Annotated in this window: 25 protein-coding genes and 1 other RNA gene; 19 read left to right on the top strand and 7 right to left on the bottom strand. The window is 58.5% G+C overall.

Annotated features, from left to right (window positions below):
- Nucleotides 1-2: 2 nt before the first annotated feature.
- Entirely contained in the window at nucleotides 3-896 is an 894-nt protein-coding gene (locus JS46_RS02505) for a fructosamine kinase family protein (protein ID WP_033747536.1), read from the bottom strand.
- A gap of 135 nt (nucleotides 897-1031) precedes the next feature.
- Complete coding sequence (ghoS, locus tag JS46_RS02500; RefSeq protein ID WP_033747533.1) at nucleotides 1032-1322, bottom strand: type V toxin-antitoxin system endoribonuclease antitoxin GhoS; 291 nt, start codon at nucleotides 1320-1322, stop codon at nucleotides 1032-1034.
- A 353-nt stretch (nucleotides 1323-1675) separates the two neighbouring features.
- On the opposite strand from ghoS, the gene JS46_RS02495 reads away from it, so the two are divergent.
- The 16 genes from JS46_RS02495 to JS46_RS02425 all read left to right on the top strand — a co-directional run bounded on the left by JS46_RS02495 (nucleotide 1676) and on the right by JS46_RS02425 (nucleotide 16014).
- A complete protein-coding gene (locus tag JS46_RS02495) occupies nucleotides 1676-2437 on the top strand; it encodes a YdiY family protein (protein WP_033747531.1) in 762 nt (253 codons plus the stop codon).
- Nucleotides 2438-2675: 238 nt separating this feature from the next.
- A complete protein-coding gene (thrS, locus tag JS46_RS02490) occupies nucleotides 2676-4604 on the top strand; it encodes a threonine--tRNA ligase (protein ID WP_033747529.1) in 1929 nt (642 codons plus the stop codon).
- Between the two features lie 4 nt (nucleotides 4605-4608).
- Nucleotides 4609-5151, top strand: a complete 543-nt coding sequence (gene infC, locus JS46_RS02485; RefSeq protein ID WP_033747527.1) for a translation initiation factor IF-3 — start codon at nucleotides 4609-4611, stop codon at nucleotides 5149-5151.
- Between the two features lie 99 nt (nucleotides 5152-5250).
- The gene (gene rpmI / locus JS46_RS02480) at nucleotides 5251-5448 is read left to right on the top strand and encodes a 50S ribosomal protein L35 (RefSeq protein WP_006118955.1); all 198 of its coding nucleotides are present in this window, start codon (nucleotides 5251-5253) and stop codon (nucleotides 5446-5448) included.
- Nucleotides 5449-5546: 98 nt separating this feature from the next.
- Nucleotides 5547-5903, top strand: coding sequence for a 50S ribosomal protein L20 (rplT, locus tag JS46_RS02475; protein ID WP_010616241.1), 357 nt, complete (start codon nucleotides 5547-5549; stop codon nucleotides 5901-5903).
- A 120-nt stretch (nucleotides 5904-6023) separates the two neighbouring features.
- Nucleotides 6024-6068 carry a pheST operon leader peptide PheM gene (pheM, locus tag JS46_RS24420; protein ID WP_001386830.1) on the top strand — a complete coding sequence of 15 codons (45 nt, stop codon included), beginning with the start codon at nucleotides 6024-6026 and terminating at the stop codon, nucleotides 6066-6068.
- A 141-nt stretch (nucleotides 6069-6209) separates the two neighbouring features.
- Nucleotides 6210-7193, top strand: a complete 984-nt coding sequence (gene pheS / locus JS46_RS02470) for a phenylalanine--tRNA ligase subunit alpha (protein ID WP_033747521.1) — start codon at nucleotides 6210-6212, stop codon at nucleotides 7191-7193.
- Between the two features lie 14 nt (nucleotides 7194-7207).
- Nucleotides 7208-9595 carry a phenylalanine--tRNA ligase subunit beta gene (pheT, locus tag JS46_RS02465; RefSeq protein WP_033747518.1) on the top strand — a complete coding sequence of 796 codons (2388 nt, stop codon included), beginning with the start codon at nucleotides 7208-7210 and terminating at the stop codon, nucleotides 9593-9595.
- 4 nt (nucleotides 9596-9599) lie between these two features.
- Nucleotides 9600-9902, top strand: coding sequence for an integration host factor subunit alpha (gene ihfA / locus JS46_RS02460; protein ID WP_033747517.1), 303 nt, complete (start codon nucleotides 9600-9602; stop codon nucleotides 9900-9902).
- Between the two features lie 204 nt (nucleotides 9903-10106).
- On the top strand, nucleotides 10107-10451 hold the full coding sequence (locus JS46_RS02455) for a DUF2502 domain-containing protein (RefSeq protein ID WP_033747515.1): 345 nt from the start codon (nucleotides 10107-10109) through the stop codon (nucleotides 10449-10451).
- A 99-nt stretch (nucleotides 10452-10550) separates the two neighbouring features.
- Nucleotides 10551-11534 carry a vitamin B12 ABC transporter permease BtuC gene (gene btuC, locus JS46_RS02450; protein ID WP_033747513.1) on the top strand — a complete coding sequence of 328 codons (984 nt, stop codon included), beginning with the start codon at nucleotides 10551-10553 and terminating at the stop codon, nucleotides 11532-11534.
- 38 nt (nucleotides 11535-11572) lie between these two features.
- Entirely contained in the window at nucleotides 11573-12118 is a 546-nt protein-coding gene (locus tag JS46_RS02445) for a glutathione peroxidase (RefSeq protein WP_033747509.1), read from the top strand.
- Nucleotides 12119-12859 (top strand): vitamin B12 ABC transporter ATP-binding protein BtuD, encoded by a 741-nt coding sequence (gene btuD / locus JS46_RS02440; protein WP_033747507.1) that lies wholly within the window; start codon nucleotides 12119-12121, stop codon nucleotides 12857-12859. It abuts the gene before it with no gap.
- A 71-nt stretch (nucleotides 12860-12930) separates the two neighbouring features.
- Nucleotides 12931-13392, top strand: coding sequence for a C40 family peptidase (locus tag JS46_RS02435; RefSeq protein WP_033747504.1), 462 nt, complete (start codon nucleotides 12931-12933; stop codon nucleotides 13390-13392).
- A gap of 314 nt (nucleotides 13393-13706) precedes the next feature.
- Entirely contained in the window at nucleotides 13707-14438 is a 732-nt protein-coding gene (locus JS46_RS02430) for an EAL domain-containing protein (protein WP_033748025.1), read from the top strand.
- A 139-nt stretch (nucleotides 14439-14577) separates the two neighbouring features.
- Complete coding sequence (locus tag JS46_RS02425; protein ID WP_033747502.1) at nucleotides 14578-16014, top strand: protein adenylyltransferase SelO; 1437 nt, start codon at nucleotides 14578-14580, stop codon at nucleotides 16012-16014.
- 4 nt (nucleotides 16015-16018) lie between these two features.
- Here the strand turns inward: JS46_RS02425 and JS46_RS02420 are convergent, their stop codons facing one another.
- Nucleotides 16019-17065 (bottom strand): 3-deoxy-7-phosphoheptulonate synthase, encoded by a 1047-nt coding sequence (locus JS46_RS02420; RefSeq protein ID WP_033748022.1) that lies wholly within the window; start codon nucleotides 17063-17065, stop codon nucleotides 16019-16021.
- Nucleotides 17066-17217: 152 nt separating this feature from the next.
- The gene (locus JS46_RS02415; RefSeq protein ID WP_033747499.1) at nucleotides 17218-18045 is read right to left on the bottom strand and encodes a pyruvate, water dikinase regulatory protein; all 828 of its coding nucleotides are present in this window, start codon (nucleotides 18043-18045) and stop codon (nucleotides 17218-17220) included.
- 454 nt (nucleotides 18046-18499) lie between these two features.
- Here JS46_RS02415 and ppsA point away from each other — a divergent pair, with 454 nt between their 5' ends.
- On the top strand, nucleotides 18500-20884 hold the full coding sequence (gene ppsA / locus JS46_RS02410) for a phosphoenolpyruvate synthase (RefSeq protein ID WP_033747496.1): 2385 nt from the start codon (nucleotides 18500-18502) through the stop codon (nucleotides 20882-20884).
- A 59-nt stretch (nucleotides 20885-20943) separates the two neighbouring features.
- On the opposite strand, the gene rprA is transcribed toward ppsA, so the two are convergent.
- Both rprA and ydiK read right to left on the bottom strand, forming a co-directional pair.
- An RNA gene (rprA, locus tag JS46_RS23180) (antisense sRNA RprA) lies at nucleotides 20944-21052 on the bottom strand.
- A gap of 244 nt (nucleotides 21053-21296) precedes the next feature.
- Nucleotides 21297-22418, bottom strand: a complete 1122-nt coding sequence (gene ydiK / locus JS46_RS02405) for an AI-2E family transporter YdiK (RefSeq protein WP_033747493.1) — start codon at nucleotides 22416-22418, stop codon at nucleotides 21297-21299.
- Between the two features lie 204 nt (nucleotides 22419-22622).
- Between ydiK and JS46_RS02400 the strand changes: the two genes are divergently transcribed.
- Entirely contained in the window at nucleotides 22623-25676 is a 3054-nt protein-coding gene (locus JS46_RS02400; RefSeq protein WP_033747490.1) for an FAD-binding and (Fe-S)-binding domain-containing protein, read from the top strand.
- Nucleotides 25677-25709: 33 nt separating this feature from the next.
- Here JS46_RS02400 and JS46_RS02395 read toward each other — a convergent pair whose 3' ends face one another.
- Nucleotides 25710-26114 (bottom strand): hypothetical protein, encoded by a 405-nt coding sequence (locus JS46_RS02395; RefSeq protein ID WP_033747487.1) that lies wholly within the window; start codon nucleotides 26112-26114, stop codon nucleotides 25710-25712.
- A 390-nt stretch (nucleotides 26115-26504) separates the two neighbouring features.
- Between JS46_RS02395 and sufA the strand changes: the two genes are divergently transcribed.
- The gene (sufA, locus tag JS46_RS02390) at nucleotides 26505-26879 is read left to right on the top strand and encodes a Fe-S cluster assembly scaffold SufA (RefSeq protein ID WP_033747484.1); all 375 of its coding nucleotides are present in this window, start codon (nucleotides 26505-26507) and stop codon (nucleotides 26877-26879) included.
- Nucleotides 26880-26886 lie beyond the last annotated feature (7 nt).

Raw genomic sequence — 26886 nt, 5'->3', positions numbered from 1 at the left:
CGTCAGGCCGGTCTGGCCTGACGCTGCGCCAGCGCGTCCTCTTCCAGCAGGCGCGCGACGGCGAAGCGCGCCTCGCTCAACCAGCTGCCGCCGAAGACGTTGGCGCGGTTAAGCAGGTAGTAGAGCTGGTAGACCGGCTGCCGCTGCGAGAAGCCGTCCGGCAGCGGCCAGACCGACTGATAGCCCTCATAGATCTGTCGCGGCAGATCGGGAAACCAGCCGAGCATCGCCAGGTCGCATTCGCGGTCGCCCCAGTAGCAGGCGGGATCGAACAGCCAGGGACCGCTGGCGCTGCCGGCGCAGTTGGCCGGCCAGAGATCGCCATGCAGCAGGGAAGGCTGCGGCTGGTGCGTGGCCAGCGCGCGCTGCACGCAGTTAACGATCTCTTCCGTATTGCCGTAGGCGATGCCTTTCTCTTCCGCCAGCTGCAGCTGCCAGCCGATGCGCTGCTCCGCAAAGAAAACCGACCAGCGGCGCAGCCAGCTGTTGGGCTGGGGCGTGGTGGTAATGTTGTTGTCGAAGTCGAGGCCGAACTGCGCCTGTTCGCTCCACTGATGCAGGCGCGCCAGCTGCTGGCCCAGCTGAAAAGCGTTTTCCGCGTCCAGCGGCTGCGGCGCGATATACTCCAGCAGCAAAAAGCTCTGATCGCGATGGTGCCCGACGCCGTAGACCGCCGGCACGCGCACGCTTTGGGTGCGCGCCAGCAGCGCCAGCTGATCGGCTTCCCAGGTGAAAAGGGTGAGCATCTCGCGGCTGTTGCACTTCATAAAGACCTCATGCTCGCCATAGCGCAAGCGCCAGGCGGGATGAACGTCGCCGCCGGGAAGCTCGTGGCGTTCGGTAATTTCGGCATGGCCAAACTGTTCGCTTAACAGACGACTAATAGCGTTCCACATTGGGCGATCCTCTTTTAACCTGTCAGGCTGCGGTGTCAGTCAGAGTGGTCTGCGACATAAAAACGATTATATCGCGTGAATATCGCTGAAAACCCGCGCTTGCGCACAGCTTACCGGAACGGATGGCGAGCGCGGCTACGGCGTCGCATCGCGTAAAAACGCCTCCAGCGTCGTTACGGCGACGTCGGGTTTCTGATGCAGCACGCTTTCGCCTGCGGCAGTGGCCTGGCGCTGCAGCTCCTCCTGCGGCAGGGCGCTGACCAGGCCGAAGCTATTCGTGCCCAGCTCATGCGGGTGGCCCTGGTCATCGTTGAGCGTGGTGCTGAAGCCGGCGGCGATCATCGCGCTGTTGAGCGCCTGAATATCGCCGAGGCCCGATTCCTGATAGTGAAATGTGACAATGTAACGCTTAAGATCGTCGCTCATGTTTCACCTCTGTGCGGCATGACTGTGCTCAGCGTAGACCATGACGAAAAAATGCGCGAATAATGAACAGGATAAAGCGGTTAATTACGGCAGGAATAAAAGTAAACCAGAGTAAAGCCCCTGACGAGGCGGTCAGAAAAATCTTGTAGCAACTCAGCTGTTTTTCAGCTGGCCGCCCTCTATAATACGCGCCGTTAATGAGAAAACTCCCAATAATCAAGCGGGATAGCGTGTATGAAGCCTGTTTCAGGCAGGTTAATATTTATTTACAATATTTACCGTAAATTGCATTGATTGGCCGGGAAAACTCTTCACACTCACTGTTTTTTAAACTGTCGTACGGGTCACAATAAATGAAAGTGCTTCACAAGCTCTCAGCCGTTCTTTTGCTTTCCGCCGGCGCATTTTGCCACCAGGCATTGGCGGACAACACCGTTTTCACCGCGATGGACGATCCTTCAACGGCGAAAAAACCGTTCGACGGCAGCGCCTCCGCAGGCTATCTGGCGCAGACCGGCAACACCACCAGCTCCTCGCTGACTGCGCAAACCAATATGACGTGGTATCAGAGCTCTATGGCTTACAGCCTGTGGGGCAACGCGGCGAACACCTCGTCCAACGACGAGCGCTCTTCTGAAACCTACAGCATCGGCGGCCGTTCGCGCTACAACCTCAACAGCTTCGACTACCTGTTTGGTCAGGCGAGCTGGCTGAGCGACCGTTTTAACGGCTATGACTCGCGCGATGTGCTGACCGCCGGTTACGGTCGTCAGATCCTGAGCGGGCCGATTCATTCGCTGCGTGCGGAATTTGGTCCGGGCGTGCGCTATGACGACTTCCACGACGGCGGCAGCGAAACCAAAGCGCTGGGCTACGGCGCGCTGAGCTATCAGTGGCAGCTGACCGACAACACCAAGTTCATTCAGGGCGTATCTGTGCTGAGCAGCTTTGGCGAAGACACTACCGTCAACTCGGAAACGGGTCTGCAGGTCGGCATCAATGATCACTTTGCGCTGAAGCTGGCGTACAACGTGACCTGGAACAACAACCCGCCCGAGTCCGCGCCCGATCGCACCGACACCAAAACCAGCATCATGCTGACCTACGCGATGTAATTCACGGCGTCATCGCTTCCTGACCGCAGCCCGTCTGCGGTTTTTTTTCGTCTGTTCCTCGACTTAGCGGCGAGAGGGCGGGTTTTGCTCATCGCTCAAAGCTGTTATCATCAGCGGCGCACTACCATTCCCGGCGTCATTCCGACAATGTGGGTCTGACATCGCGCCGGGCAATCAATTCTACTCAATGTTGTATGTAAGCTTTCGTGTGGCTTACCACTGCAATTAAGGATATTAAATGCCTGTAATTACTCTTCCTGATGGCAGCCAGCGCAGTTATGACCGCGCGGTAAGCGTGATGGATATTGCGCTGGACATCGGTCCTGGCCTGGCGAAAGCCTGTATTGCCGGACGCGTTAATGGGCAGCTGGTGGATGCGGTCGATCCCATCACCGAAGATGCCTCCGTCGCCATCATTACCGCTAAAGATGAAGCGGGTCTGGAAATTATTCGCCACTCCTGCGCGCATCTGCTGGGACACGCGATTAAGCAGCTGTGGCCCAATACGAAAATGGCGATCGGTCCGGTTATCGACAACGGCTTCTATTATGACGTCGATCTCGATCATACCCTGACGCAGGAAGATATCGACGCGCTGGAAAAACGCATGCACCAGCTGGCCGAAACCAACTACGACGTGGTGAAAAAAGTCGTTAGCTGGCAGCAGGCGCGCGAGGTGTTCGCCGAGCGCGGCGAGAGCTATAAAATCGCGATTCTGGATGAGAACATCAGCCATGACGATCGTCCTGGCCTCTATCATCACGAAGAATATGTCGACATGTGCCGCGGTCCGCACGTGCCGAATATGCGTTTCTGCCACCACTTCAAGCTGCAGAAAATCGCGGGCGCCTACTGGCGCGGCGACAGCAACAATAAAATGCTGCAGCGTATCTACGGCACCGCGTGGGCGGACAAGAAGCAGCTCAACGCCTACCTGCAGCGTCTGGAAGAAGCGGCGAAGCGCGACCACCGCAAGATCGGCAAGCAGCTTGACCTCTACCATATGCAGGAAGAGGCGCCGGGCATGGTTTTCTGGCATAATGACGGCTGGACCATCTTCCGCGAGCTGGAAGTGTTCGTGCGCAGCAAGCTGAAAGAGTACCAGTACCAGGAAGTGAAAGGTCCCTTTATGATGGACCGCGTGCTGTGGGAAAAAACCGGGCACTGGGAAAACTACAAAGAGGCGATGTTCACCACCTCTTCTGAAAACCGCGAATACTGCATCAAGCCGATGAACTGTCCGGGTCACGTACAGATCTTCAATCAGGGCCTGAAGTCCTACCGCGATCTGCCGCTGCGCATGGCGGAGTTCGGTAGCTGTCACCGCAACGAGCCGTCAGGCGCGCTGCATGGCCTGATGCGCGTACGCGGCTTTACGCAGGATGATGCCCACGTCTTCTGTACCGAAGATCAGGTGCGCGACGAAGTGAACAGCTGTATTCGCATGGTCTATGACATGTACAGCACCTTCGGCTTTGAAAAGATCGTGGTGAAGCTCTCCACGCGTCCTGAGAAGCGCATCGGCACCGATGAAATGTGGGACCGTGCTGAAGAAGATTTAGCCGCCGCGCTGAATGAAAACGAAATTCCGTTTGAATTCCAGCCCGGAGAAGGTGCATTCTACGGCCCGAAAATTGAATTTACGTTATATGACTGTCTCGACCGCGCCTGGCAGTGCGGCACAGTTCAGCTAGACTTTTCCCTGCCAAAACGTCTGGACGCCACCTATGTGGGCGAAAACAACGACCGTCAGACCCCGGTAATGATTCATCGCGCGATTCTTGGCTCGATGGAGCGCTTTATCGGCATCCTGACCGAAGAGTTCGCTGGGTTCTTCCCGACGTGGCTGGCGCCGATGCAGGCGGTGGTGATGAATATCACCGATGTGCAGGCGGAATATGTCGACATGTTGACACGCAAATTGCAGAATGCTGGCATTCGTGTGAAAGCAGACTTGAGAAACGAGAAGATAGGCTTTAAAATCCGCGAGCACACATTACGTCGCGTCCCTTACATGCTGGTTTGCGGTGACAAAGAGGTGGAAGCAGGCAAAGTAGCCGTTCGCACCCGCCGCGGTAAAGACCTCGGGACGATGGACATCGATGTGTTTGTTGAGAAGCTGCAACAAGAGATTCGCAGCCGCAATCTTCACCAATTAGAGGAATAAGGTTATTAAAGGCGGAAAACGAGTACAACCGACGCGTCCGAATCGAATCAACGGTGAAATCCGTGCCACTGAAGTACGCTTAACTGGCGTGGATGGCGAACAGATTGGTATTGTCAGCCTTCGCGAAGCTATTGAAAAAGCTGAAGAAGCGGGTGTTGATTTAGTAGAAATCAGCCCCAACGCCGAACCGCCGGTGTGCCGTATTATGGATTACGGCAAGTTCCTTTATGAAAAAAGCAAATCTTCTAAGGAACAGAAGAAGAAGCAAAAAGTTATCCAGGTTAAGGAAATCAAATTCCGTCCTGGCACAGATGAAGGCGACTATCAGGTAAAACTCCGCAGCCTGATTCGTTTTCTGGAAGAAGGCGATAAAGCCAAAATCACGCTGCGTTTCCGTGGTCGTGAGATGGCGCACCAACAGATCGGCATTGAAGTGCTTAACCGCGTCAAAGAAGATCTGACAGAACTGGCAGTGGTCGAATCCTTCCCATCGAAGATCGAAGGCCGCCAGATGATCATGGTGCTCGCTCCCAAGAAGAAACAGTAGGCTTTCAAGTAGCAACGACCGCGCAGCGTTCGCGCTGTGCGGCTCTTTGTTCGCCTGTCTGATTCGTTTTATTAACAATGCGAAGTGGATATTTTTAAAATGCCAAAGATTAAAACTGTACGTGGCGCCGCTAAGCGCTTCAAGAAGACCGCTTCTGGCGGCTTCAAGCGTAAGCACGCAAACCTGCGTCATATTCTGACTAAAAAATCAACTAAGCGTAAACGTCACCTGCGCCCGAAAGGCATGGTGTCTAAAGGCGATCTGGGTCTGGTTGTTGCCTGCCTGCCGTACGCATAAGTTAACTTTTTTATAAATCTGCCTCGACGACTCTGCATAACGGCCGCTGGCCGGCAGGGGATAAAGGCATCACAGAATATTGATACAGGAGAGCTCACATGGCTCGCGTTAAACGTGGTGTAATTGCTCGCGCACGTCACAAGAAAATCTTAAAACAAGCTAAAGGCTACTATGGTGCACGTTCACGTGTATACCGCGTTGCCTTCCAGGCTGTTATCAAAGCTGGTCAGTATGCTTACCGTGACCGTCGTCAACGTAAGCGTCAGTTCCGTCAACTGTGGATTGCGCGTATCAACGCTGCAGCGCGTCAGAACGGCATTTCTTACAGCCGTTTCATCAATGGCCTGAAAAAAGCGTCCATTGAAATTGACCGTAAGATCCTGGCTGACATCGCTGTATTCGACAAAGTGGCGTTCACCGCACTGGTCGAAAAAGCAAAATCAGCTCTGGCGTAAGTCAGATGAAAAAGGGAGCTTGCTCCCTTTTTTATTGCCTGTAACTCAAGCAAAAGATTGACATTTTCACCGCAGGGCTTTTCAATAGTGCCCTCAGAGTCACAGCAAGGTAACGCAAGCATGAATGCTGCTATTTTCCGTTTCTTTTTTTACTTTAGCACCTGACACTCAGGGGCTTTTGCGCATAGAAAAGAAACGAAAAATCGCGCCGAAAGCCTCCCTCGTGGAGGCTTTCGTGTTTCTGGCGAAGCATGACGGCAACGTCCCAACGAGAAATGACCAGCCCGCCTGGAAGAAGAGGAAACCATGTCCCAACTCGCAGAACTGGTGGCCCGCGCCACAGCCGCTATCGACGAGGCGACGGATATCGCCACCCTTGACGCGGTGCGCGTCGAATATACCGGTAAAAAAGGCCACCTGACGCAGCTGATGACCACGCTGCGCGAGCTGCCGCCGGAAGAGCGTCCGGCTGCGGGCGCGGTGATCAACGACGCCAAGCAGCAGGTGCAGGAGCGCCTGAACGCGCGCAAAGAGACGCTGGAATCCGCCGCGCTCAATGCCCGTCTGGCCGCCGAGACCATCGACGTCTCGCTGCCGGGACGCCGCACGGAAAACGGCGGTCTGCATCCAGTCACGCGCACCATCGATCGCATCGAAACCTTCTTCGGCGAGCTGGGTTTCGCGGTGGTGACCGGCCCGGAAATCGAGGATGACTACCACAACTTCGACGCGCTGAATATCCCGGGCCACCACCCGGCGCGCGCCGATCACGACACCTTCTGGTTCGACGCCACGCGCCTGCTGCGCACCCAGACCTCCGGCGTGCAGATCCGCACCATGAAAAACCAGCAGCCGCCGATTCGCATCATCGCGCCGGGTCGCGTCTATCGCAACGACTACGACCAGACGCATACCCCGATGTTCCATCAGATGGAAGGGCTGATCGTCGACAAGAACATCAGCTTCACCAACCTGAAAGGCACGCTGCACGACTTCCTGCGCAACTTCTTTGAGGAAGATTTGCAGATCCGTTTCCGTCCTTCCTATTTCCCGTTCACCGAACCTTCGGCAGAAGTGGACGTCATGGGCAAAAACGGCAAATGGCTGGAAGTGCTGGGCTGCGGCATGGTGCATCCGAACGTATTACGCAACGTTGGCATCGATCCGGAAATCTACTCCGGCTTCGCCTTCGGCATGGGCATGGAGCGTCTTACCATGCTGCGCTACGGCGTCACCGACTTGCGCGCCTTCTTCGAAAATGACTTACGTTTCCTCAAACAATTTAAATAAGGGCAGGTTATCCAATGAAATTCAGTGAACTCTGGTTACGTGAATGGGTAAACCCGGCTCTGGACAGCGCTGCCCTTTCTGAACAGATCACCATGGCCGGTCTGGAAGTGGACGGCGTGGAGCCGGTTGCCGGCGCGTTTCACGGCGTAGTGGTCGGCGAAGTCGTCGAGTGCGGCCAGCACCCGAACGCCGACAAGCTGCGCGTCACTAAGGTCAACGTCGGCGGCGATCGCCTGCTGGATATCGTCTGCGGCGCGCCGAACTGCCGTCAGGGCCTGAAGGTAGCAGTCGCTACCGTGGGCGCCGTACTGCCGGGCGATTTTAAAATTAAAGCGGCGAAGCTGCGCGGCGAGCCGTCTGAAGGCATGCTTTGCTCTTTCTCCGAGCTGGGCATTTCCGACGATCACAGCGGCATTATCGAACTGCCGGGCGATGCGCCCATCGGTACGGATATTCGCGACTATCTGAAGCTCGACGACAACACCATTGAGATCAGCGTTACGCCGAACCGCGCCGACTGCCTCGGCATGATCGGCATTGCGCGCGACGTGGCGGTGCTGAACGGTCTGCCGCTCACCGCGCCGTCAATCGAGCCGGTGGCCGCCGCTATCTCCGATACCTTCCCGATCCGCGTCGACGCCACCGACGCCTGCCCGCGCTACCTCGGCCGCGTGGTGAAAGGCATCAACGTTAAAGCCGCTACCCCGCTCTGGATGCGTGAAAAGCTGCGCCGCTGCGGCATTCGCTCTATCGATCCGGTGGTAGATATCACCAACTACGTGCTGCTTGAGCTGGGCCAGCCGATGCACGCTTTCGACCTTGACCGCATTGACGGCGGCATCGTGGTGCGCATGGCGGAAGAGGGCGAAACCCTGACGCTGCTCGACGGCAGCGAAGCGAAGCTCAACAGCGACACGCTGGTGATCGCCGATCACCATAAAGCGCTGGCGATGGGCGGCATCTTCGGCGGCGAGCATTCCGGCGTCAACGAAGAGACGCAGAACATTTTGTTCGAGTGCGCCTATTTCGATCCGCTGGCGATTACCGGTCGCGCGCGCCGTCACGGCCTGCACACCGACGCCTCGCACCGCTACGAGCGCGGCGTCGATCCGGCGCTGCAGCACAAGGCTATCGAGCGCGCGACCCAGCTGCTGCTGGATATCTGCGGCGGCCAGGCCGGCCCGGTTATCAACCAGACGCACGACGCGGCGCTGCCGCCGCGCGCCACCATCACGCTGCGCCGCGAGAAGCTGGACCGCCTGATTGGCCACGCCGTCGCCGACGAGCAGGTGACCGACATCCTGACGCGTCTCGGCTGCGAGGTGACGCCAGGCCAGGGCGAGTGGAAAGCGGTCGCGCCAAGCTGGCGCTTCGACATGGCGATTGAAGAAGATCTGATTGAAGAAGTCGCCCGCATCTACGGCTATAACAACATTCCGGACGTACCGGTGCAGGCGGGGCTGGTGATGACCCAGCATCGCGAGGCGGATCTCTCGCTGAAGCGCGTGAAAAATCTGCTGGTGGATAAAGGCTATCAGGAAGCGATCACCTACAGCTTCGTCGACCCGAAAATCCAGCAGCTGCTGCATCCGGGCGAAGAGGCGCTGATCCTGCCAAGCCCTATCTCCAGCGATATGTCGGCGATGCGCCTGTCGCTGTGGACCGGCCTGCTGAGCGCCGTGGTCTACAACCAGAACCGCCAGCAGGGCCGCGTGCGCCTGTTTGAGAGCGGTTTGCGCTTTGTGCCTGATACCCAGGCGAATTTAGGCATTCGTCAGGATCTTATGCTGGCGGGCGTGCTGAGCGGCAATCGTAATGAAGAGCACTGGGATCTGGCGCGTCAGGCGGTTGACTTCTATGATTTGAAAGGCGATTTAGAATCGCTGCTCGATTTAACCGGCAAGCTGGACGACATTCGCTTCCGCGCGGAAGCGAATCCGGCGCTGCATCCGGGGCAGAGCGCGGCGATTTATTTGCATGAAGAACGAATCGGATTTATCGGGGTGGTTCATCCTGAGCTGGAACGTAAGCTGGATCTCAACGGCCGCACCTTAGTCTTTGAACTGCTTTGGAATAAGGTCGCAGACCGCGTCCTGCCTGAAGCGCGCGAGATTTCACGCTTCCCGGCGAACCGTCGCGATATCGCTGTGGTTGTGGCTGAAAACGTCCCCGCAGCAGATATCATCGCCGAGTGTAAGAAAGTTGGCGTAAATCAGGTAGTTGGCGTAAACTTGTTTGACGTGTACCGCGGTAAGGGTGTTGAAGAGGGTTTCAAGAGCCTCGCCATCAGCCTGATTTTGCAGGATACCAGCCGGACACTCGAAGAAGAGGAGATTGCCGCGACCGTTGGCAAATGCGTTGCGGCATTAAAAGAGCGATTCCAGGCAACCTTGAGGGATTGAACCTATGGCGCTTACAAAAGCTGAAATGTCAGAGTACCTGTTTGAGAAGCTTGGGCTGAGCAAACGCGACGCAAAAGAGCTGGTGGAGCTGTTTTTTGAAGAGGTTCGCCGCGCTCTGGAGAATGGTGAACAGGTAAAACTGTCTGGGTTTGGTAATTTCGACCTGCGCGATAAAAATCAGCGTCCAGGCAGGAATCCAAAAACGGGGGAAGATATTCCAATTACTGCGCGCCGCGTGGTAACGTTCCGCCCGGGTCAGAAGCTGAAAAGCCGCGTCGAAAACGCTTCCCCGAAAGATAACGACTGACCGATTTCAGTGTTCTAAAAAGGCCGCTTACGCGGCCTTTTTCATTTCCGCGCCGTGCGCGTTCTCCTCTTTCTGCCGCATCTCTTCATACTGTCAGCATTCTGTAAGCATACGGGAAATAAGCTGAAAATCCGCCTGCGCCGATAGTGACGTGCGAGGCGCTTTTGCTATAACTGCGGCGAGAGACAACAAGAGATCGCCCTGATGAAAAAAAATGCACTGTTTTTAAGCCTCCTGCTGGGGATGCCGCTGCTGGCGAGCGCCAATGCGCCGCACCATGACAATCCGCCGCGCGTTAGCGTCCATATCGGCGATCGCGACCATCGCGGCTACTACTGGGACGGCTACGACTGGCGCTCGGCGAAATGGTGGCAGACGCACCACGGCCGCAACGTCGGGCTGAAAGGGCCGCACGGCTACTGGAACGGCAACGGCTGGCAGGCGCAGCGCCCCGAAGGCGGCAGGTCGGTAGCGAAACGCGATAATCCGTCGCACAGCGAGCGTCAGCCGCACGGCGAGCCGCTGCCGCCGCGCCCGGAGCACGGCTAACCCTCAAGGCGGCGCCCAACGGCGCCGCCAATGCCAGCCTTTCTTTTTCCACCAATCTCTCTACAATCAAATCTCTGTTTTCTCAACGAATCCCCAACTATGTCCCTGCTGGATCAGCTTGCTTATCAGGCGGATCGCCGCAGCCGTCGCGCGCTCACGGCGCTGTGCCTTCTTCTGCTGGCGTTAATGGTGCTCAGCCTGTGCGCGGGCGATAGCTGGATCGCGCCAGCGCAGTGGCTGAGCGACAGCGGCCAGCTGTTCGTCTGGCAGCTGCGCCTGCCGCGCACCCTGGCGGTCGTGCTGGTCGGCGCGGCGCTGGCGGTGTGCGGCGTGGTGATGCAGGCGCTGTTTACCAACCCGCTGGCGGAGCCAGGCCTGCTCGGCGTCTCTAACGGCGCCGGCATCGGCCTGGTGCTGGGGGTGCTGTTCGGCAGCGGGTCGCTCTGGAGCCTGAGCCTGGCGGCGATGGCGGGCGCGTTGCTGATCACGCTGATCCTGCTGCATTTCGCGCACCGGCAGCTCTCCGTCGCGCGGCTGCTGCTGACCGGCGTGGCGCTCGGCATCATCTGCAGCGCCATCATGACCTGGGCGGTCTACTTCAGCACCAGCCTCGACCTGCGCCAGCTGATGTACTGGATGATGGGCGGCTTCAGCGGCATCGACTGGCGCTACGGCTGGATGATGCTGGCGCTGCTGCCGGTTACCGCTGGGCTGATCGCCACCGCGCGGGTGCTCAATCTGCTGGCGCTCGGCGAAACCTCGGCGCAGCAGCTGGGCCTGTCGCTTTTTTTCTGGCGTAATGCGCTGGTGCTGGCGATGGGCTGGCTGGTGGGCGTCAGCGTCGCCATGGCGGGCGCGATCGGTTTTGTCGGTCTGGTGATCCCGCATCTGCTGCGGCTCAGCGGCATCAGCGACCATCGCTATCTGCTGCCGACCTCGGCGCTGGCGGGCGCGGGCGTGCTGCTTGCCGCCGACATTATCGCGCGCCTGGCGCTGACCTCGGCGGAGCTGCCGATCGGCGTGGTGACCGCCACGCTCGGCGCGCCGCTGTTTATCGCGCTGTTAGTCAAATCTTCGCGCTAGCTTCGGCTGGCTTTCTGCATCCTCTACAGGAGACTTTCATGAGCCTTTATCAAACAGAAGTAACCACCATCGACGGCGAAAAAACCATGCTGGAGCAGTGGCAGGGCAAGGTGCTGCTGGTGGTTAACGTGGCGTCGAAATGCGGCCTTACGCCGCAGTACGAGCAGCTGGAGGCGCTGCAGCAGCAGTATCAGGCACAGGGCTTTAGCGTGCTCGGTTTTCCCTGCAATCAGTTCCTCGAGCAGGAGCCGGGCAGCAACGACGAGATCAAAACCTTCTGCAGCACCACCTACGGCGTCACCTTTCCCATGCTGGCCAAAGGCGACGTCAACGGCCCGGCGCGCCACCCGCTCTACACGCAGCTAGTGGCGGCGCAGCCGGAGGCGGTGCGTCCGGAAGGCAGCGGCTTCTACGAGCGCATGGCAAGCAAAGGCCGCGCGCCCAAAGCGCCTGGCGATATCCTATGGAATTTTGAAAAGTTCCTGATTGACCGCGAGGGCAATGTAGTTCAGCGTTTCTCGCCGGATATGACGCCGGACGATGCCGTTATCCAGCAGAGCATTCAGCAGGCGCTGGCGCAATAAATGGTTCTGAGCCTTAAGGACGCCGCCGTTCCTGGACGGCTGGCGCCTTTTTCCGCCGAAGTGGGCGCCGGCACGCTGCTGCACCTGGTGGGGCCTAACGGCGCGGGCAAAAGCAGCCTGCTGGCGCTGATGGCGGGAATGCTCCCGGGCGAAGGGGAAATTCAACTGCTGCAGCGCCCGCTGCGCGAATGGCGCGGAGCGGCGCTGGCGCGGGTGCGCGCCTGGCTGCCGCAGCAGATAGCGCCCGGCTTTATGCCGGTCTACCACTATCTGCGTCTGCACCTGAGCGACGCGCGGGCGGACGGGGCGCTGAGCGGGCTGCTGGAGACGCTGCGGCTGCAGGACAAGCTGGCGCGGCCGCTGACGCAGCTGTCGGGCGGTGAGTGGCAGCGCGTCAGGCTGGCGGCGGCATTCGCCCAGATCGATCCCGCCCTCAATCCGCAGGGCCGAGTGCTGCTGCTGGACGAACCGATGACCGGACTCGATGTCGCCCAGCAAAATGCCGTGCATAACCTGATCGTCGGGCTGCGGCGCGCTGGCGTCTGCGTCATCGCCAGCAGCCACGATCTTAACCATACGCTGCGCCATGCCGACAGCGTCTGGCTGATGGCGCAGGGTCGCGTGGTGGCACAGGGCGCGGCCGCATCGATCCTCACGCCCGAGCGCCTCAGCGACCTCTACGCGATTCCGTTCCGCCAGCTGGAGCTGGACGGCCAGCCGCTGCTGACCATCCAACCCTGAACGTCGCGTCTTGCCAGGCTGCACGCCTGACGCTAGAGTGAGGCCGTTGCGATTAAAGGAGATGCGCGCGAATGCGGATGGGCGTGATTTTACTGGTGCTGATACTGGCGGGATGCAGCGGCCACCGCGCGCCGCCGGTCAACGGCCGGCTGTCGGATTCCATTATGGTGGTGGCGCAGCTCAACGAGCAGCTGGGGCAGTGGCGCGGCACCCCGTATCGCTACGGCGGCATGAGCCGCGGCGGCGTCGATTGTTCGGGGTTTGTCTATCTCACCATGCGCGACAGGTTCGATCTGCAGCTGCCGCGCAGCACGCGGGCGCAGAGCGATATCGGCACGCGCATCAGCAAGGATGAGCTGCAGCCGGGCGATCTGGTCTTTTTTAAAACTGGCCGGGGCGAAAACGGCCTGCACGTCGGCATCTACGACAGCGACAACGCCTTTATTCACGCCTCTACCAGCCAGGGCGTGATCCGCTCCTCGCTCGACAACGTCTACTGGCGCAAAGCCTTCTGGCAGGCGCGGCGTATTTAAGGCAAATTAATAATCGCCCCGAGCGGCGCGCGTCGGAATAGCAGAGAAAATAGCAGCTACAAATGGGAGGTTTTATAACTCTTATTTAAAATGGCACTTTACGCTGCCGGGAAATAATTATATCAATAGGGCGGAGAGTTAATTTTCTGGTAAAGGGTATTATACGCTACCGTTATTTGGCTTAGGGATCTGGCGCAGCGGGCAAAGCGAAATTTAACGGCAAAGATGTCCATCTCTTCCCGCGTTTGGTACTATTGCCTGCCCGATTTCGATGATATACGATGCGCCAGTCGCCACTTTATCTGGCTGTAAAAATGAAAGTTCATTTATCTGCCGACTATCAGTCGGAAATTTGGTTTTATCCTGCCTGCACAATTAACGGGCAGCTGGCGGCTGTCGAGTTGGTTAGCCAGTTCGTCCATGATACTGCGCCTGTCACCTTGCCGCAGGACTTGCTGTTGCCGCAGCTTGATGAGACGCAGAGGCTGCGCCTGCTGCAGCGACAGATCGGTTTGCTGGAACAATACCGCGACTTCTTTGATAAAAATCATGTGCTGGCATTAATGCGTATTGATGAAAATCTGGCGCGCACGCTGCTGGCGAGTGAATTGCTGATACGTAAAATTAAACAGCTTCCTTTTTTATTACTCGACCTCAGCGAAACGTTTCCGCAGCTTTTAAACGGAATTAATGACCCTCTTATTTCTGCGCTAAAACAGCAGTTCCGTTTATCATTATCTCATTTCGGGGCGGGTAAATCGTCGACCCGCGCGGTCTACGATAATCTGTTCGACTGCATCAAACTGGATAAACAATTTATTCAGTCGCTGGCGAAACGCGCCTCATTCCAGCCCTTTATTCAGAGCATCGCCGATAACTTTCGCAGCCATACGCAGCTGATGATTATTTGCGGCATCGACGACAGCGCGCTGCTTGATAAAACCGCTACGCTGCCGCACGCCGTGCTGCAGGGCGCGCTTTTCCCGCCGGTGAAGGCGGAGTCGCTGTCGCGGCTGATTGCCAGAGAATGCCGCGCCCCTGACTAAGCCCGCCTGTTGTATTTGATTCCCCACCACTATACTTGCGGTGTCTCGCGCGGCCGCGTCTGCAGCGGGACGGCCCGATATCCGGTTATTCACAGCGACGGCGGCTCTGGTTTCGCCGGGCTGCCGCTCGGGAGAGTCTATGTTGTTTGATAACAGCTGGCAGCGCGAGCTGCCGGGTTTTTATACCCCTCAGGCACCGACGCCGCTCAAGGGCGGACGCCTGTTTTACCACAATGCGCCGCTGGCGCAGACGCTGGGCGTCGATGCGGCGCTTTTCGCCGGCGAAGGCCATGGCGTCTGGCACGGCGCCGCGCTGCTGCCGGGCATGCAGCCGCTGGCGCAGGTTTACAGCGGCCATCAGTTCGGCGTCTGGGCCGGTCAGCTTGGCGACGGGCGCGGCATTCTGCTGGGCGAGCAGCGCCTCGACGCGGGCGGCAAGGTCGACTGGCACCTGAAAGGCGCAGGATTGACTCCTTATTCGCGCATGGGCGACGGGCGCGCGGTGATTCGCTCCACGGTACGCGAATTTCTCGCCTCGGAAGCGCTGCACCATCTGGGCATTCCCACCACGCGCGCGCTCGCTATCGCCATCAGCGACGAGCCGGTCTATCGCGAATCGCCCGAGCGCGGCGCGACCCTGATGCGCATTGCGGAAAGCCATCTGCGCTTTGGCCATTTCGAACACTTCTTCTACAGCCAGCAGCAGGAAAAAGTCGAACAGCTGGCGGACTATGCGCTGCGCCACTACTGGCCGCATCTGGTCGACGAAGCGGATAAATACCTTTTATGGTTTACCGACGTCGTCGAGCGCACCGCGCGCCTGATCGCCCAGTGGCAGAGCGTAGGCTTTGCGCACGGCGTGATGAACACCGATAACATGTCGCTGCTGGGGCTCACCATCGACTACGGCCCGTACGGTTTCCTGGACGACTACCAGCCCGGCTTTATCTGCAACCACAGCGATTATCAGGGGCGCTACAGCTTCGAAAATCAGCCGATGATCGGCCTGTGGAACCTTAACCGGCTGGCGCATGCGCTTTCCGGCCTACTGAGCGTCGATCAGCTTAAGCAGGCGCTGAGCCGCTATGAGCCGGAGCTGATGCGCGTCTGGGGCGAACGTATGCGGGCGAAGCTGGGCTTTAGCCAGGCCGACGGCGGCGACAATGACCTGCTGGTGGAACTGCTGTCGCTGATGACTCAGGAGCGTAGCGACTACACCCTGACGTTCCGTCTGCTGAGCGACACGCAGCAGCAGGAGGCGCGCTCGCCGCTGCGCGACGAATTTATGGATCGCGACGCCTTTGATCGCTGGTATCAGCGCTATCGCGCGCGTTTGCAGCAGGAAGAAGTGGACGATGAGACGCGACAGCAGCGGATGAAGGCTGCTAATCCGGCGCTGGTGCTGCGCAACTATCTGGCGCAGCAGGCGATCGACGAGGCGGAACAAGGCGAGAGCGGGGCGCTGGCGCGGCTGCATCAGGCGCTGCAGCAGCCCTTTAGCGACGAAACGGCCGCTGAGTATCGTCAGCGGCCGCCGGACTGGGGAAAATCGCTGGAGGTCAGCTGCTCCAGCTAACGGCTCAGAAGCGGCTGTTCACCGCCTCGGCCAGCAGCGACAGCACCGCTTCGCTGTCCTGCCAGCCGAGGCAGGGATCGGTAATCGACTGGCCGTAAACCAGCGGCTCGCCCGCGACCACCTTCTGATTGCCCTCTTCAATAAAGCTTTCGATCATTACCCCCGCGACCGCGCGCGAGCCGGCGCGGATCTGCTGCGCCACCTCGGCCGCCACCTCTTTCTGACGACGATGCTGCTTCAGGCAATTGCCGTGGCTGAAATCGATCACCAACTGTTCCGGCAGGCTAAACTCGCGCAGGCTGGCGGCCGCGGCGGCCACGTCGTCGGCGTGATAGTTAGGCGCTTTGCCGCCGCGCAGGATCACATGGCCGTGCGGATTGCCGCTGGTCTGGTAAATCGTCATCTGGCCATCTTTATCGGGCGACAAAAACATATGGCTGGCGCGTGAGGCGCGAATCGCGTCCACCGCGATGCGCACGTTGCCGTCGGTGCCGTTCTTGAAGCCTACCGGGCAGGAGAGCGCGGAGGCCATCTCGCGGTGGATTTGGCTCTCGGTGGTACGCGCGCCAATCGCGCCCCAGCTAATTAAATCGGCAATAAACTGGCCGGTGACCATATCGAGAAATTCCGTCGCGGTAGGCAACCCCAGGCGATTGATATCGAGCAGGATCTGACGCGCCAGGCCGATGCCGCGGTTGACGTTAAAGCTGCCGTCCAGATCGGGATCGGAGATCAGGCCTTTCCAGCCCACCACGGTGCGCGGTTTTTCGAAATAGGTGCGCATCACGATTTCCAGGCGGTCGGCGTAGCGCTCGCGCAGCGCATTCAGCCGCTGGGCGTAGTCGAGCGCCGCACGCGGGTCATGCAGGGAGCAGGGGCCGATAATCACCAGCAGGCGTGGGTCTTCGCCGGTGAGAATGCGGGCGATGCGCTGACGTGCGCGCGTGACGTTATCCGCCACATCGGCGGAAAGGGGGTGTTCGGCGGCTAACGCGGCAGGCGTGATCAGGCTGCCGATGCGTGCCGTACGCAGTTCATCAGTTTTGTTCATGAGCATCTCGAAAGCTTTTTCTTCGCAGCGGTGACATACCGGGAAGTGATGGTGATCACAATAAATTATTAGTCTGCGAATGCAAGCCTATAAACTGAAATGATATTTTGTGCGACGGCAGCGGCGCTTTACAAGCCGCCGCCGCTAGCGTCTCAGTACATGCGGCGCGTCAGTCCCATGATGTCGAGAATTTTGGTGGCGATCTCTTCAACCGAATAGTTGGTGCTGTTGAGGTAGCGGATCTGATGGGTGCGAAACAGCGCTTCAACCTCGCCGACTTCGAGCCGGCACTGGCGCATAGAGGCGTAGCGGGTATTTTCCGCCCGCTCCTGGCGAATGGCGGCCAGTCGCTCGGGATCGATAGTCAGGCCAAACAGCTTGTTCTGAAACGGGCGCAGGGCGGCGGGCAGCTTAAGGTTATCCATATCGTCGGCGATAAAAGGATAGTTGGCGGCGCGGATGCCGAACTGCATCGCCAGATAGAGGCTGGTGGGCGTTTTGCCGCAGCGCGACACGCCCAGCAGGATCACCTGCGCATCTTCCAGCCCGCGCAGCGAGATGCCGTCGTCGTGCGCCAGGGTGTAGTCAATCGCGGCGATGCGCGCGTCGTACTTGCCGAGGTTGCTGGCGTCGAGACCGTGGGTGCGGTGCGCCACCGGGGCGGGCGCCATCCCCAGCTCTTCCTGCAGCGGCGCTACCAGCGCCTGTACGATATCCTGACAGAAGCCCTCGCTCTGCGTAATGATGTCGCGCACTTCCGGCGTGACGATAGAGAAAAACACCAGCGGGCGCACGCCGCTTTTCTGATAGAGCGCGTTGATCTGCGCCTTCACCGCCTGGGCGCGCTGCACGTTCTCGACAAAGGGCAGCGTCAGGCTATTAAAGCCCACCGGAAACTGCGACAGCACCGCATGGCCCAGCACCTCTGCGGTAATCGCAGTGCCGTCGGAAATATAGAAAACGCTTCTTTCGCTGCTCATGGCCTTTACCTTATGCGTAGAGAGATAGCGTCAGGTTAGCAGCTTTAATTAGCGGTCAGAACAAAATAAAAAATCCATGTTTAAATTTTGTGAACTTTTCGTTTTTTCTCGTCTGCGACGGCGAAAACCGACGCCGCTAAATAATGAAATGACGTTTTAACTTCGCCTGAATCGCCATTGCTGCCTGGCGCCGGGAAATAACACGGCAGGGAGTTGCGCAACAAAAATAGCTGATAAGATGATGAAAAATAGCGAAAACAAGCAACATCATAGCCTTAGCGCAAAATAGCGGATTTGCGCAACGTGGCGCAATTATCGGAATAATTCCTAAAGTGCTAAATCTTGCGCGCTTTAACGATTCAACACTTAGTCATTAATTGCGCATTGTGCCAGGCTAATTTTGCGAATAGCTAAATTTTCCATGTGCCCATTCATTCTTAAAAGGATAATCTCGATGTCCATTACAGGCGAACAGCCGTTAGTGCTCTGGTATAACCAGCTTGGCATGCATGATGTCGATCGCGTGGGAGGCAAAAACGCCTCTCTGGGTGAAATGATTACGAATTTGTCGTCGCTGGGCGTTTCCGTGCCCAACGGATATGCGACCACATCTTACGCATTTAATCAGTTCCTCGATCAGAGCGGCCTCAACCAGCGCATTTACGATTTACTGGACAAGACCGATATCGACGATATCGACGAGCTGGCGAAAGCCGGCAAGCAGATCCGTCAGTGGGTCGTGGATACTCCGTTCCAGCCTGAACTGGAAACGGCTATTCGCGAGGCTTACGAGCAACTCTCCGCAGACGATGCCGAGGCATCGTTCGCCGTACGCTCTTCCGCCACCGCGGAAGATATGCCGGACGCCTCCTTCGCCGGCCAGCAGGAAACCTTTCTTAACGTGCAGGGCTATGACGCGGTGATCATCGCCGTGAAGCACGTTTACGCCTCGCTGTTTAACGATCGCGCCATCTCCTACCGCGTGCATCAGGGCTACGACCATCGTGGCGTCGCGCTGTCGGCGGGCGTTCAGCGTATGGTGCGCTCCGATCTCGCCTCTTCGGGCGTGATGTTCACCATCGATACCGAATCGGGCTTCGATCAGGTGGTATTTATCACCTCCGCTTTCGGTCTTGGCGAAATGGTGGTGCAGGGCGCGGTCAATCCCGATGAGTTTTACGTGCACAAGCCGACCCTGGCCGCCGCTCGCCCGGCGATCGTGCGCCGCAATATGGGCTCGAAAAAGGTGCGTATGGTTTACGCCGATTCGCAGTCGCACGGCGAGCAGGTGCGCATCGAAGACGTGCCGGAAAGCGAACGCGACCGTTTCTCGCTGACCGATGAGGAAGTGCAGGCGCTGGCGCGTCAGGCGGTGCTGATCGAGCAGCACTACAAGCGTCCGATGGATATCGAATGGGCCAAAGATGGCCACACCGGCAAGCTCTTTATCGTGCAGGCGCGACCAGAAACCGTGCGCTCCAACGGACAGGTGATGGAGCGCTATAACCTGCAGGGCACAGGCAGCGTGGTGGTGGAAGGCCGCGCCATCGGCCATCGCATCGGCGCGGGCGAAGTCAAAGTGATCCACGACATCAGCGAGATGAACCGCATTGAAAAAGGCGATGTGCTGGTCACGGATATGACCGATCCCGACTGGGAGCCGATCATGAAGAAAGCCTCGGCGATCGTCACCAACCGGGGCGGACGCACCTGTCACGCGGCGATTATCGCGCGCGAGCTGGGCATCCCGGCAGTGGTGGGCTGCGGCGACGCCACCGATCGCTTGCAGGACGGCAACAAAGTCACCGTCTCCTGCGCCGAAGGCGATACCGGCTATGTCTATAGCGATCTGATCGATTTCGAAGTCACCAGCTCGCAGGTAGACGAGATGCCGGCGCTGCCGCTGAAGATCATGATGAACGTCGGCAACCCCGACCGCGCATTCGATTTTGCCTGCCTGCCGAACGAAGGCGTGGGCCTGGCGCGTCTGGAGTTCATCATCAACCGCATGATTGGCGTGCATCCAAAAGCGCTGCTGGAGTTTGACCAGCAGACCCCGGAACTGCAGCAGCAGATCCGCGGCATGATGAAAGGCTTCGACAGCCCGGTTGAATTTTATATCGCCCGCCTGACTGAAGGGATCGCTACGCTCGGCGCCGCCTTCGCGCCGAAGCGGGTGATTGTGCGCCTGTCGGACTTTAAATCGAACGAGTACGCCAATCTGGTCGGCGGTGAGCGCTACGAGCCGGAAGAGGAGAACCCGATGCTGGGCTTCCGCGGCGCCGGACGCTATGTGGCGGACAGCTTCCGCGACTGTTTCGCGCTGGAGTGCGAAGCGGTGAAGCGCGTGCGCAACGAGATGGGCCTGACCAACGTCGAAATCATGGTGCCCTTTGTGCGTACCGTGGCGCAGGCGCAGGCGGTGGTTGAGGAGCTGGGCCGTCAGGGGCTGAAGCGCGGTGAGAACGGCCTGAAAATCATCATGATGTGCGAAATCCCCTCGAACGCGCTGCTGGCGGAGCAGTTTCTGGAGCACTTCGACGGCTTCTCAATCGGCTCGAACGATATGACGCAGCTGGCGCTGGGGCTGGATCGCGATTCAGGCGTGGTGTCGGCGCTGTTCGACGAGCGCAACGAGGCGGTAAAAGCGCTGCTGTCGATGGCCATTCAGGCGGCGAAAAAGCAGGGCAAATATGTCGGCATCTGCGGCCAGGGGCCGTCCGATCATCAGGACTTCGCGGCCTGGCTGATGGAAGAGGGTATCGACAGCCTGTCGCTTAATCCGGACACCGTGGTGGAAACCTGGCTGTCGCTGTCTGAGTTAAGCAAAAGCGCATAATTATTTAGGTAAATTGTCGCTAAAAGGCCAGCTTTGCTGGCCTTTTTACTTTCTTCAGGCCAAAAAAAAGCCCATCACAGGGGATGGGCAAAGACTACACACAGCAATTCTTCACTTTACTCAGGGGAAAAAGGTTGTTTAAAAATCAGTAGGTTGATTTCAAACTTAGGAATCATGTTATTCATCGCGCGGTTCTGAGTCTTTAAGAATCCTCTTATTAGTTTAAAGCCAGTAAACTTTTGTCACCTGTTTAGCCGCAATATCGGGGTAAACCAGTGCGAAAAATAAACTATTCGCGGCTGATATGCGGCCTCAGGGCCGAAAACTGCGTTTTTTCTTAAAAACCGCTAATGAAAAAAAATATTAACGTCACGCAAATGAGTCAGGGGGGTTAACCGCCCTGAGGCCGATTTCAGGAAGGCAGATGTTCTTCGTCGTGATCGGACAGAATCTCGACTACGCTGGCGAGATCGCCTTCTGGCGGCGGCGGAGCCTCATGCATCCAGACGGAGACCAGTCGATAAGAGACCGCCAGCACGACAGGACCGATAAAGAGACCAATCAGGCCGAAGGCGACCAGCCCGCCGATAACGCCGGAGAGGATCAGGATCATCGGCAAATCGGCGCCCATGCGGATCAGCATCGGGCGCAGCACGTTGTCCAGCGTGCCGACCACGCAGCTCCAGATCAGCAACACCGTTCCCCATGTGGTGTCGCCGCTCCAGTAGAGCCAGATAATGGCGGGCACCAGCACGATAAGCGGCCCGATTTGCACCAGACAGCAGAGGATCATCAGGACGGTCAGCAGCGTGGCGTAGGGGATGCCGGACAGCGCCAGGCCGATGCCGCCCAGCACGCCCTGCACCAGCGCGGTCACCACCACGCCGAGCGCCACGGCGCGGATCGCCTGACCGGCCAGCAGCACCGTGGCGTCGCCGCGACGGCCCGCCATGCGAAAGGCGAAGTGGCGGATGCCCTGCGCCGCCTGTTCGCCGCGCCAGAACAGCAGGGCGCTGAACAGCAGCATCACGCCGAGATGGATCATCAGCCGGCCGAAGTGGCCCGCCTGCGCGACGAAGAAGCCGGTGGTGCGACCGACATAGGGCTGCAGTTTCGCCATAATGGCGGAGCCGCCGCCCGCCACCAGTTTGTGGTAGCTGGAGAAGAGTTTGTCGCCGATGGCCGGAATATCATTCAGCCACAGCAGCGACGGCATCTCCATATGGCCCTGCGTCGCCCAGGCGATAACGGGCGCGCTGTTGTCGATAAGGCTGTTGACCAGCAGCGCGATGGGAATAATAAACAGCAGCAACAGCAGCAGCGTCATCACGATGACCGCCAGCGAACGCCGGTTCCACAGCAGGCGCTGCACGCGTAGCATCAGCGGCCAGGTGGCGATCACCACCATGCTCGCCCAGGCGAAACCCAGTATAAAAGGCTGAACTATCCAGATGCAGGCGACGATCATCAGCAGGATAAAGAGCAGCGTAAAGAGCCTCTGCGGCATATCCGTGGTGCGGTGCAGGTTTTTCATAAGGAACAACGACCTCAAATAATCCTTCATTAGGGGCAATCAGGCCCGACTTAATGATGAGCTATTTTGGCCCCTTTAAACAGAGGCGGAAGAAGCGGTTTTTCCCTTTCCTGAAAAAACAGCGAGCGCGAAAAAAATGTGTTAAAACGGAACGTTCAGACAAAACAAGCAACGCAAACGTTTACAACATCTGGTCTCCCAATAATGATCCCACAGATTTCTCAGGCGCCCGGCCTCGTTCAACGGGTGCTGACATTCCTCGACGCGCTGAAGGCGCAGGGCTTCACTGGCGATACCGCCACCAGCTACGCCGACCGCCTGTTAATGTCCACCGACAACAGCATCTATCAGCTGCTGCCGGACGCGGTGCTCTTTCCGCGCTCCACCGCCGACGTCGCGCTGATTGCGCGCCTGGCGGGCGAGGCGCGCTTTAACGAGCTGATCTTCACCCCGCGCGGCGGCGGAACCGGCACCAACGGCCAGTCGCTGAATCAGGGCATCGTGGTGGACATGTCGCGCCATATGAACCGCATCCTGGAGATTAATCTCGAGCAGGGCTGGGTGCGCGTCGAAGCGGGCGTGGTCAAGGATCAGCTTAACGCCTGGCTTAAGCCCTACGGCTTTTTCTTCTCGCCGGAGCTCTCTACCAGCAACCGCGCGACGCTGGGTGGGATGATCAATACCGACGCCTCGGGCCAGGGCTCGCTGGTCTACGGTAAAACCTCCGATCACGTGCTGGGGCTGCGCGCGGTGCTGCTCGGCGGCGACATACTCGATACCCGGCCGATGGCCGCCGCGCTGGCGGAGACGCTGGCGCAGACCGCGACGCCGGAAGGGCGTATCTATCAGCAGGTGCTGACGCGATGCCGCGAGCAGCGCGCGCTGATTCTGGAAAAATTTCCGAAGCTGAACCGCTTCCTCACCGGCTACGATCTGCGTCACGTCTTCAGCGACGATATGCAGACCTTCGATCTGACGCGCCTGCTGTGCGGCGCCGAGGGGACGCTGGCCTTTATCACCGAAGCGCGGCTCGACATTACGCCGATCCCAAAAGTGCGTCGGCTGGTGAACATCAAATATGACTCGTTCGACTCTGCGCTGCGTAACGCGCCCTTTATGGTTGAGGCGCAGGCGCTGTCGGTCGAAACGGTGGATTCCAAAGTCCTTAACCTGGCGCGGGAAGATATCGTCTGGCACTCGGTGCGCGAGCTGATTACCGACGTGCCGGACAAAGAGATGCTCGGCCTCAATATCGTTGAGTTCGCCGGGGACGACGGCGCGCTGATCGAGCAGCAGGTCGCTTCGCTCTGCGCGCGGCTGGAGAGCCTGATGGCGCAGCGACAGGGCGGCGTGATCGGCTACCAGCTCTGCGAGGATCTCGACGGTATCGAGCGCATCTATAACATGCGGAAAAAAGCGGTAGGCCTGCTGGGCAACGCCAAAGGGCGCGCCAAGCCGATCCCCTTTGTCGAGGATACCGCCGTGCCGCCGGAGCACCTTGCCGACTATATCGTCGAGTTTCGCGCGCTGCTCGACAGCCACGGCCTGAGCTACGGCATGTTCGGCCACGTCGACGCGGGCGTACTGCACGTGCGTCCGGCGCTGGACATGTGCGATCCGCAGCAGGAGATGCTGATGAAAACCCTGTCGGATGAGGTGGTGGCGCTGACCGCGCGCTACGGCGGACTGCTCTGGGGCGAACACGGCAAAGGATTTCGCGCGCAGTATAGCCCGGCGTTCTTCGGCGAAACCCTGTTCAACGAGCTGCGCCGCATCAAGGCGGCGTTCGATCCCGATAACCGTATGAATCCCGGCAAGATCTGTACTCCCTTCGACAGCAACGAGCCGATGATGCAGGTCGACGCGACGAAGCGCGGCAGCTACGATCGCCAAATCCCGCTGACGGTGCGCAGCGAGTGGCGTGGCGCGATGGAGTGCAACGGCAACGGCCTCTGCTTCAACTTCGATGCGCGCAGCCCGATGTGTCCCTCCATGAAGATTACCCGCAACCGCATCCATTCGCCGAAGGGACGCGCCACTCTGACGCGCGAATGGCTGCGTCTGCTGGCGGAGCAGGGCGTCGATCCGCAGCAGCTGGAAAAGCAGCTGCCGGAAAACAGTCTGTCGCTGCGCGCCCTGATTGGCCGCGTGCGCAACAGCTGGCACGCCAGCAAGGGCGAATATGACTTCTCCCATGAGGTGCATGAGGCGATGTCCGGCTGTCTCGCCTGTAAAGCCTGCTCGACCCAGTGCCCGATCAAAATCGACGTGCCCGATTTTCGCGCCCGCTTTTTGCAGCTCTACCATACGCGCTACCTGCGCCCGGTAAGCGACCATCTGGTGGCGGCAGTCGAGAGCTATGCGCCGCTGATGGCGAAAGCGCCGAAGGCGTTCAACTTCTTTCTACGTCAGCCCTGGTTGCGTGAGCTAAGCAAAACCCATATCGGCATGGTCGATCTGCCGCTGCTGTCGTCGCCTTCGCTGAAGCAGGAGCTGAGCGGCCATCCGGCAATGAGCATGACGCTGGAGAAACTCGAGGCGCTGAGCCCAGCGCAGCGCGCCGAAACGGTGCTGGTGGTGCAGGACCCGTTTACCAGCTTCTATGAGGCGCAGCTGATCGCCGACTTTATTCGCCTGATTGAAAAGCTGGGCCTGCGGCCGGTGCTGCTGCCCTTTATGCCGAACGGCAAGGCGCAGCACGTTAAAGGCTTTCTACAGCGCTTTGCGCGCACCGCCGAAAAAACCGCTGATTTCCTGAATCGGGTGGCGAAGCTCGGCATGCCGATGGTCGGCGTCGATCCGGCGACGGTGCTCTGCTATCGCGATGAATATAAGCAGACGCTCGGCGACAAGCGCGGCGACTTTCACGTTCAGCTGGTGCATGAGTGGCTACGCGAGGTGGTCAGCACCCGCGAAGCCGTGCCGGGCAGCGGCGAAAGCTGGTATCTGTTCGCGCACTGCACCGAAGTGACGGCGTTGCCCAACACGCCGAACCAGTGGCAGGAGATTTTCACGCGCTTCGGCGCGCGGCTGGAGAATATAAACGTCGGCTGCTGCGGCATGGCGGGCACCTATGGCCATGAAAGCAAGAATCTCGACAACTCGCTGGGGATTTATGGCCTGTCGTGGCACCCGCAGCTGCAGAAACTGCCGCGCCAGCGCTGCCTGGCGACCGGCTTTTCCTGCCGCAGCCAGGTTAAAAGGCTGGAAGGCAACGGCATGCGGCATCCGCTGCAGGCGCTGCTGGCATTGATGTAACGAAATTGTGCGCGACGTCACGACGCGGCTGGATTAGAATGTCCAGCCCGCGTGACGCACGAAGTCGCTCTGCAGCGCGGTGGCTTTGTCCCACTCTCCGACCAGCGCCAGCTGATGGCACAGGCGGGTGAGGGAGAGGCGCGCCAGCTGCCAGGCCTGGATGCGGAACAGCCTGTCGCGCTCGCTGTTGCCCATCTCTTGCACCAGCCGGTGGTGAAGTTTACCCATGGCGTGCAGATAACTTTGATCGTCTCCGTTGATCTGGCAGATTTCGGCCATATCCAGACAGGTGTCGTTGAACTGGCGCAGCTGATGAATGGTAGAGTCGGCCCGGTTAAGCTTTGCCTGCGCCAGATAGAAATCAACGGTGATATCGCGTACGGAAAACCTATAGTCGTCGATTTTGCGCTGCAGCCAGGCAGAGACGGAGAGCGTCATGGCGCCACCTCGGATGTTGAATGATAATAATTATCATATTCAACTGAGTGCGGATTGCAATTGCGCAGCGCGAAAATTTTAACGATTTACTTAGCCTGTTAATAAAATCGGCAAGAACAATTTCTGCGCATCTGATAAAGGCGTAACCTATCAATAAGAAATTATTAATAACTAGCTGAAAAAAATTTTACGTATTTTTAACAGGTTAGGCTGCTGATATTGGCGTGCGCGCTCTCGCCGCAAAGGTCTGCTAAGCAGCTATGCTTAATAAAGCAGCGATTAAAAAGAGCACAAGATGATTATCCCTGCAAAACAAGAGGTTGAAGTGATCGCCCAGATCCTTACCATAGGGGGATAGCCTGAAAAGGTCCGGACTTACGAGGTAACAACATGGCATCTGTAAATGCAGCAACGTTCTCTCCTGATGATTTCGTCTGGAAAGGGGTCACGCTGACTGATTCCGCGGCAAAGCAAATTCTTAGCCTAGTGGCGCAAGATCCTGACGTTAAAGGTCTGCATCTCGGCGTGAAGCAATCCGGCTGCGCCGGTTTCGGCTACGTCATGGATCTGGTGAAAGAGCCTGCCGACGACGATCTGCAGTTTACCCATAACGGCGCAACGCTCTACGTGCCGCTTCAGGCGATGCCGTTTATCGACGGTACGGAAGTGGATTATGTCCGCGAAGGCCTGAACCAGATTTTTAAATTCAATAACCCTAAAGCTCAACACGCCTGCGGGTGCGGTGAAAGCTTTGGCGTCGAGTAAGTGAAAT

The organism is Pantoea sp. NGS-ED-1003, assembly GCF_000738765.1.
Lineage (GTDB): Bacteria > Pseudomonadota > Gammaproteobacteria > Enterobacterales > Enterobacteriaceae > Pantoea > Pantoea septica.
This window is presented reverse-complemented; position numbering and strand designations above follow the sequence as displayed.

What these genes read in the sequence shown, in the direction of transcription:
- JS46_RS02395 (WP_033747487.1), bottom strand. Translation starts at nt 26,114, where the DNA reads ATGACGCTCTCCGTCTCTGCCTGGCTGCAGCGCAAAATCGACGACTAT.
- rpmI (WP_006118955.1), top strand. Translation starts at nt 5,251, where the DNA reads ATGCCAAAGATTAAAACTGTACGTGGCGCCGCTAAGCGCTTCAAGAAG.
- ghoS (WP_033747533.1), bottom strand. Translation starts at nt 1,322, where the DNA reads ATGAGCGACGATCTTAAGCGTTACATTGTCACATTTCACTATCAGGAA.
- JS46_RS02420 (WP_033748022.1), bottom strand. Translation starts at nt 17,065, where the DNA reads ATGAACAAAACTGATGAACTGCGTACGGCACGCATCGGCAGCCTGATC.
- btuC (WP_033747513.1), top strand. Translation starts at nt 10,551, where the DNA reads ATGTCCCTGCTGGATCAGCTTGCTTATCAGGCGGATCGCCGCAGCCGT.
- btuD (WP_033747507.1), top strand. Translation starts at nt 12,119, where the DNA reads ATGGTTCTGAGCCTTAAGGACGCCGCCGTTCCTGGACGGCTGGCGCCT.
- rplT (WP_010616241.1), top strand. Translation starts at nt 5,547, where the DNA reads ATGGCTCGCGTTAAACGTGGTGTAATTGCTCGCGCACGTCACAAGAAA.
- JS46_RS02400 (WP_033747490.1), top strand. Translation starts at nt 22,623, where the DNA reads ATGATCCCACAGATTTCTCAGGCGCCCGGCCTCGTTCAACGGGTGCTG.
- pheS (WP_033747521.1), top strand. Translation starts at nt 6,210, where the DNA reads ATGTCCCAACTCGCAGAACTGGTGGCCCGCGCCACAGCCGCTATCGAC.
- ppsA (WP_033747496.1), top strand. Translation starts at nt 18,500, where the DNA reads ATGTCCATTACAGGCGAACAGCCGTTAGTGCTCTGGTATAACCAGCTT.
- thrS (WP_033747529.1), top strand. Translation starts at nt 2,676, where the DNA reads ATGCCTGTAATTACTCTTCCTGATGGCAGCCAGCGCAGTTATGACCGC.
- pheT (WP_033747518.1), top strand. Translation starts at nt 7,208, where the DNA reads ATGAAATTCAGTGAACTCTGGTTACGTGAATGGGTAAACCCGGCTCTG.
- JS46_RS02430 (WP_033748025.1), top strand. Translation starts at nt 13,707, where the DNA reads ATGAAAGTTCATTTATCTGCCGACTATCAGTCGGAAATTTGGTTTTAT.
- JS46_RS02415 (WP_033747499.1), bottom strand. Translation starts at nt 18,045, where the DNA reads ATGAGCAGCGAAAGAAGCGTTTTCTATATTTCCGACGGCACTGCGATT.
- ydiK (WP_033747493.1), bottom strand. Translation starts at nt 22,418, where the DNA reads ATGAAAAACCTGCACCGCACCACGGATATGCCGCAGAGGCTCTTTACG.
- JS46_RS02425 (WP_033747502.1), top strand. Translation starts at nt 14,578, where the DNA reads ATGTTGTTTGATAACAGCTGGCAGCGCGAGCTGCCGGGTTTTTATACC.
- JS46_RS02445 (WP_033747509.1), top strand. Translation starts at nt 11,573, where the DNA reads ATGAGCCTTTATCAAACAGAAGTAACCACCATCGACGGCGAAAAAACC.
- JS46_RS02495 (WP_033747531.1), top strand. Translation starts at nt 1,676, where the DNA reads ATGAAAGTGCTTCACAAGCTCTCAGCCGTTCTTTTGCTTTCCGCCGGC.
- JS46_RS02505 (WP_033747536.1), bottom strand. Translation starts at nt 896, where the DNA reads ATGTGGAACGCTATTAGTCGTCTGTTAAGCGAACAGTTTGGCCATGCC.
- sufA (WP_033747484.1), top strand. Translation starts at nt 26,505, where the DNA reads ATGGCATCTGTAAATGCAGCAACGTTCTCTCCTGATGATTTCGTCTGG.
- ihfA (WP_033747517.1), top strand. Translation starts at nt 9,600, where the DNA reads ATGGCGCTTACAAAAGCTGAAATGTCAGAGTACCTGTTTGAGAAGCTT.
- JS46_RS02455 (WP_033747515.1), top strand. Translation starts at nt 10,107, where the DNA reads ATGAAAAAAAATGCACTGTTTTTAAGCCTCCTGCTGGGGATGCCGCTG.
- JS46_RS02435 (WP_033747504.1), top strand. Translation starts at nt 12,931, where the DNA reads ATGCGGATGGGCGTGATTTTACTGGTGCTGATACTGGCGGGATGCAGC.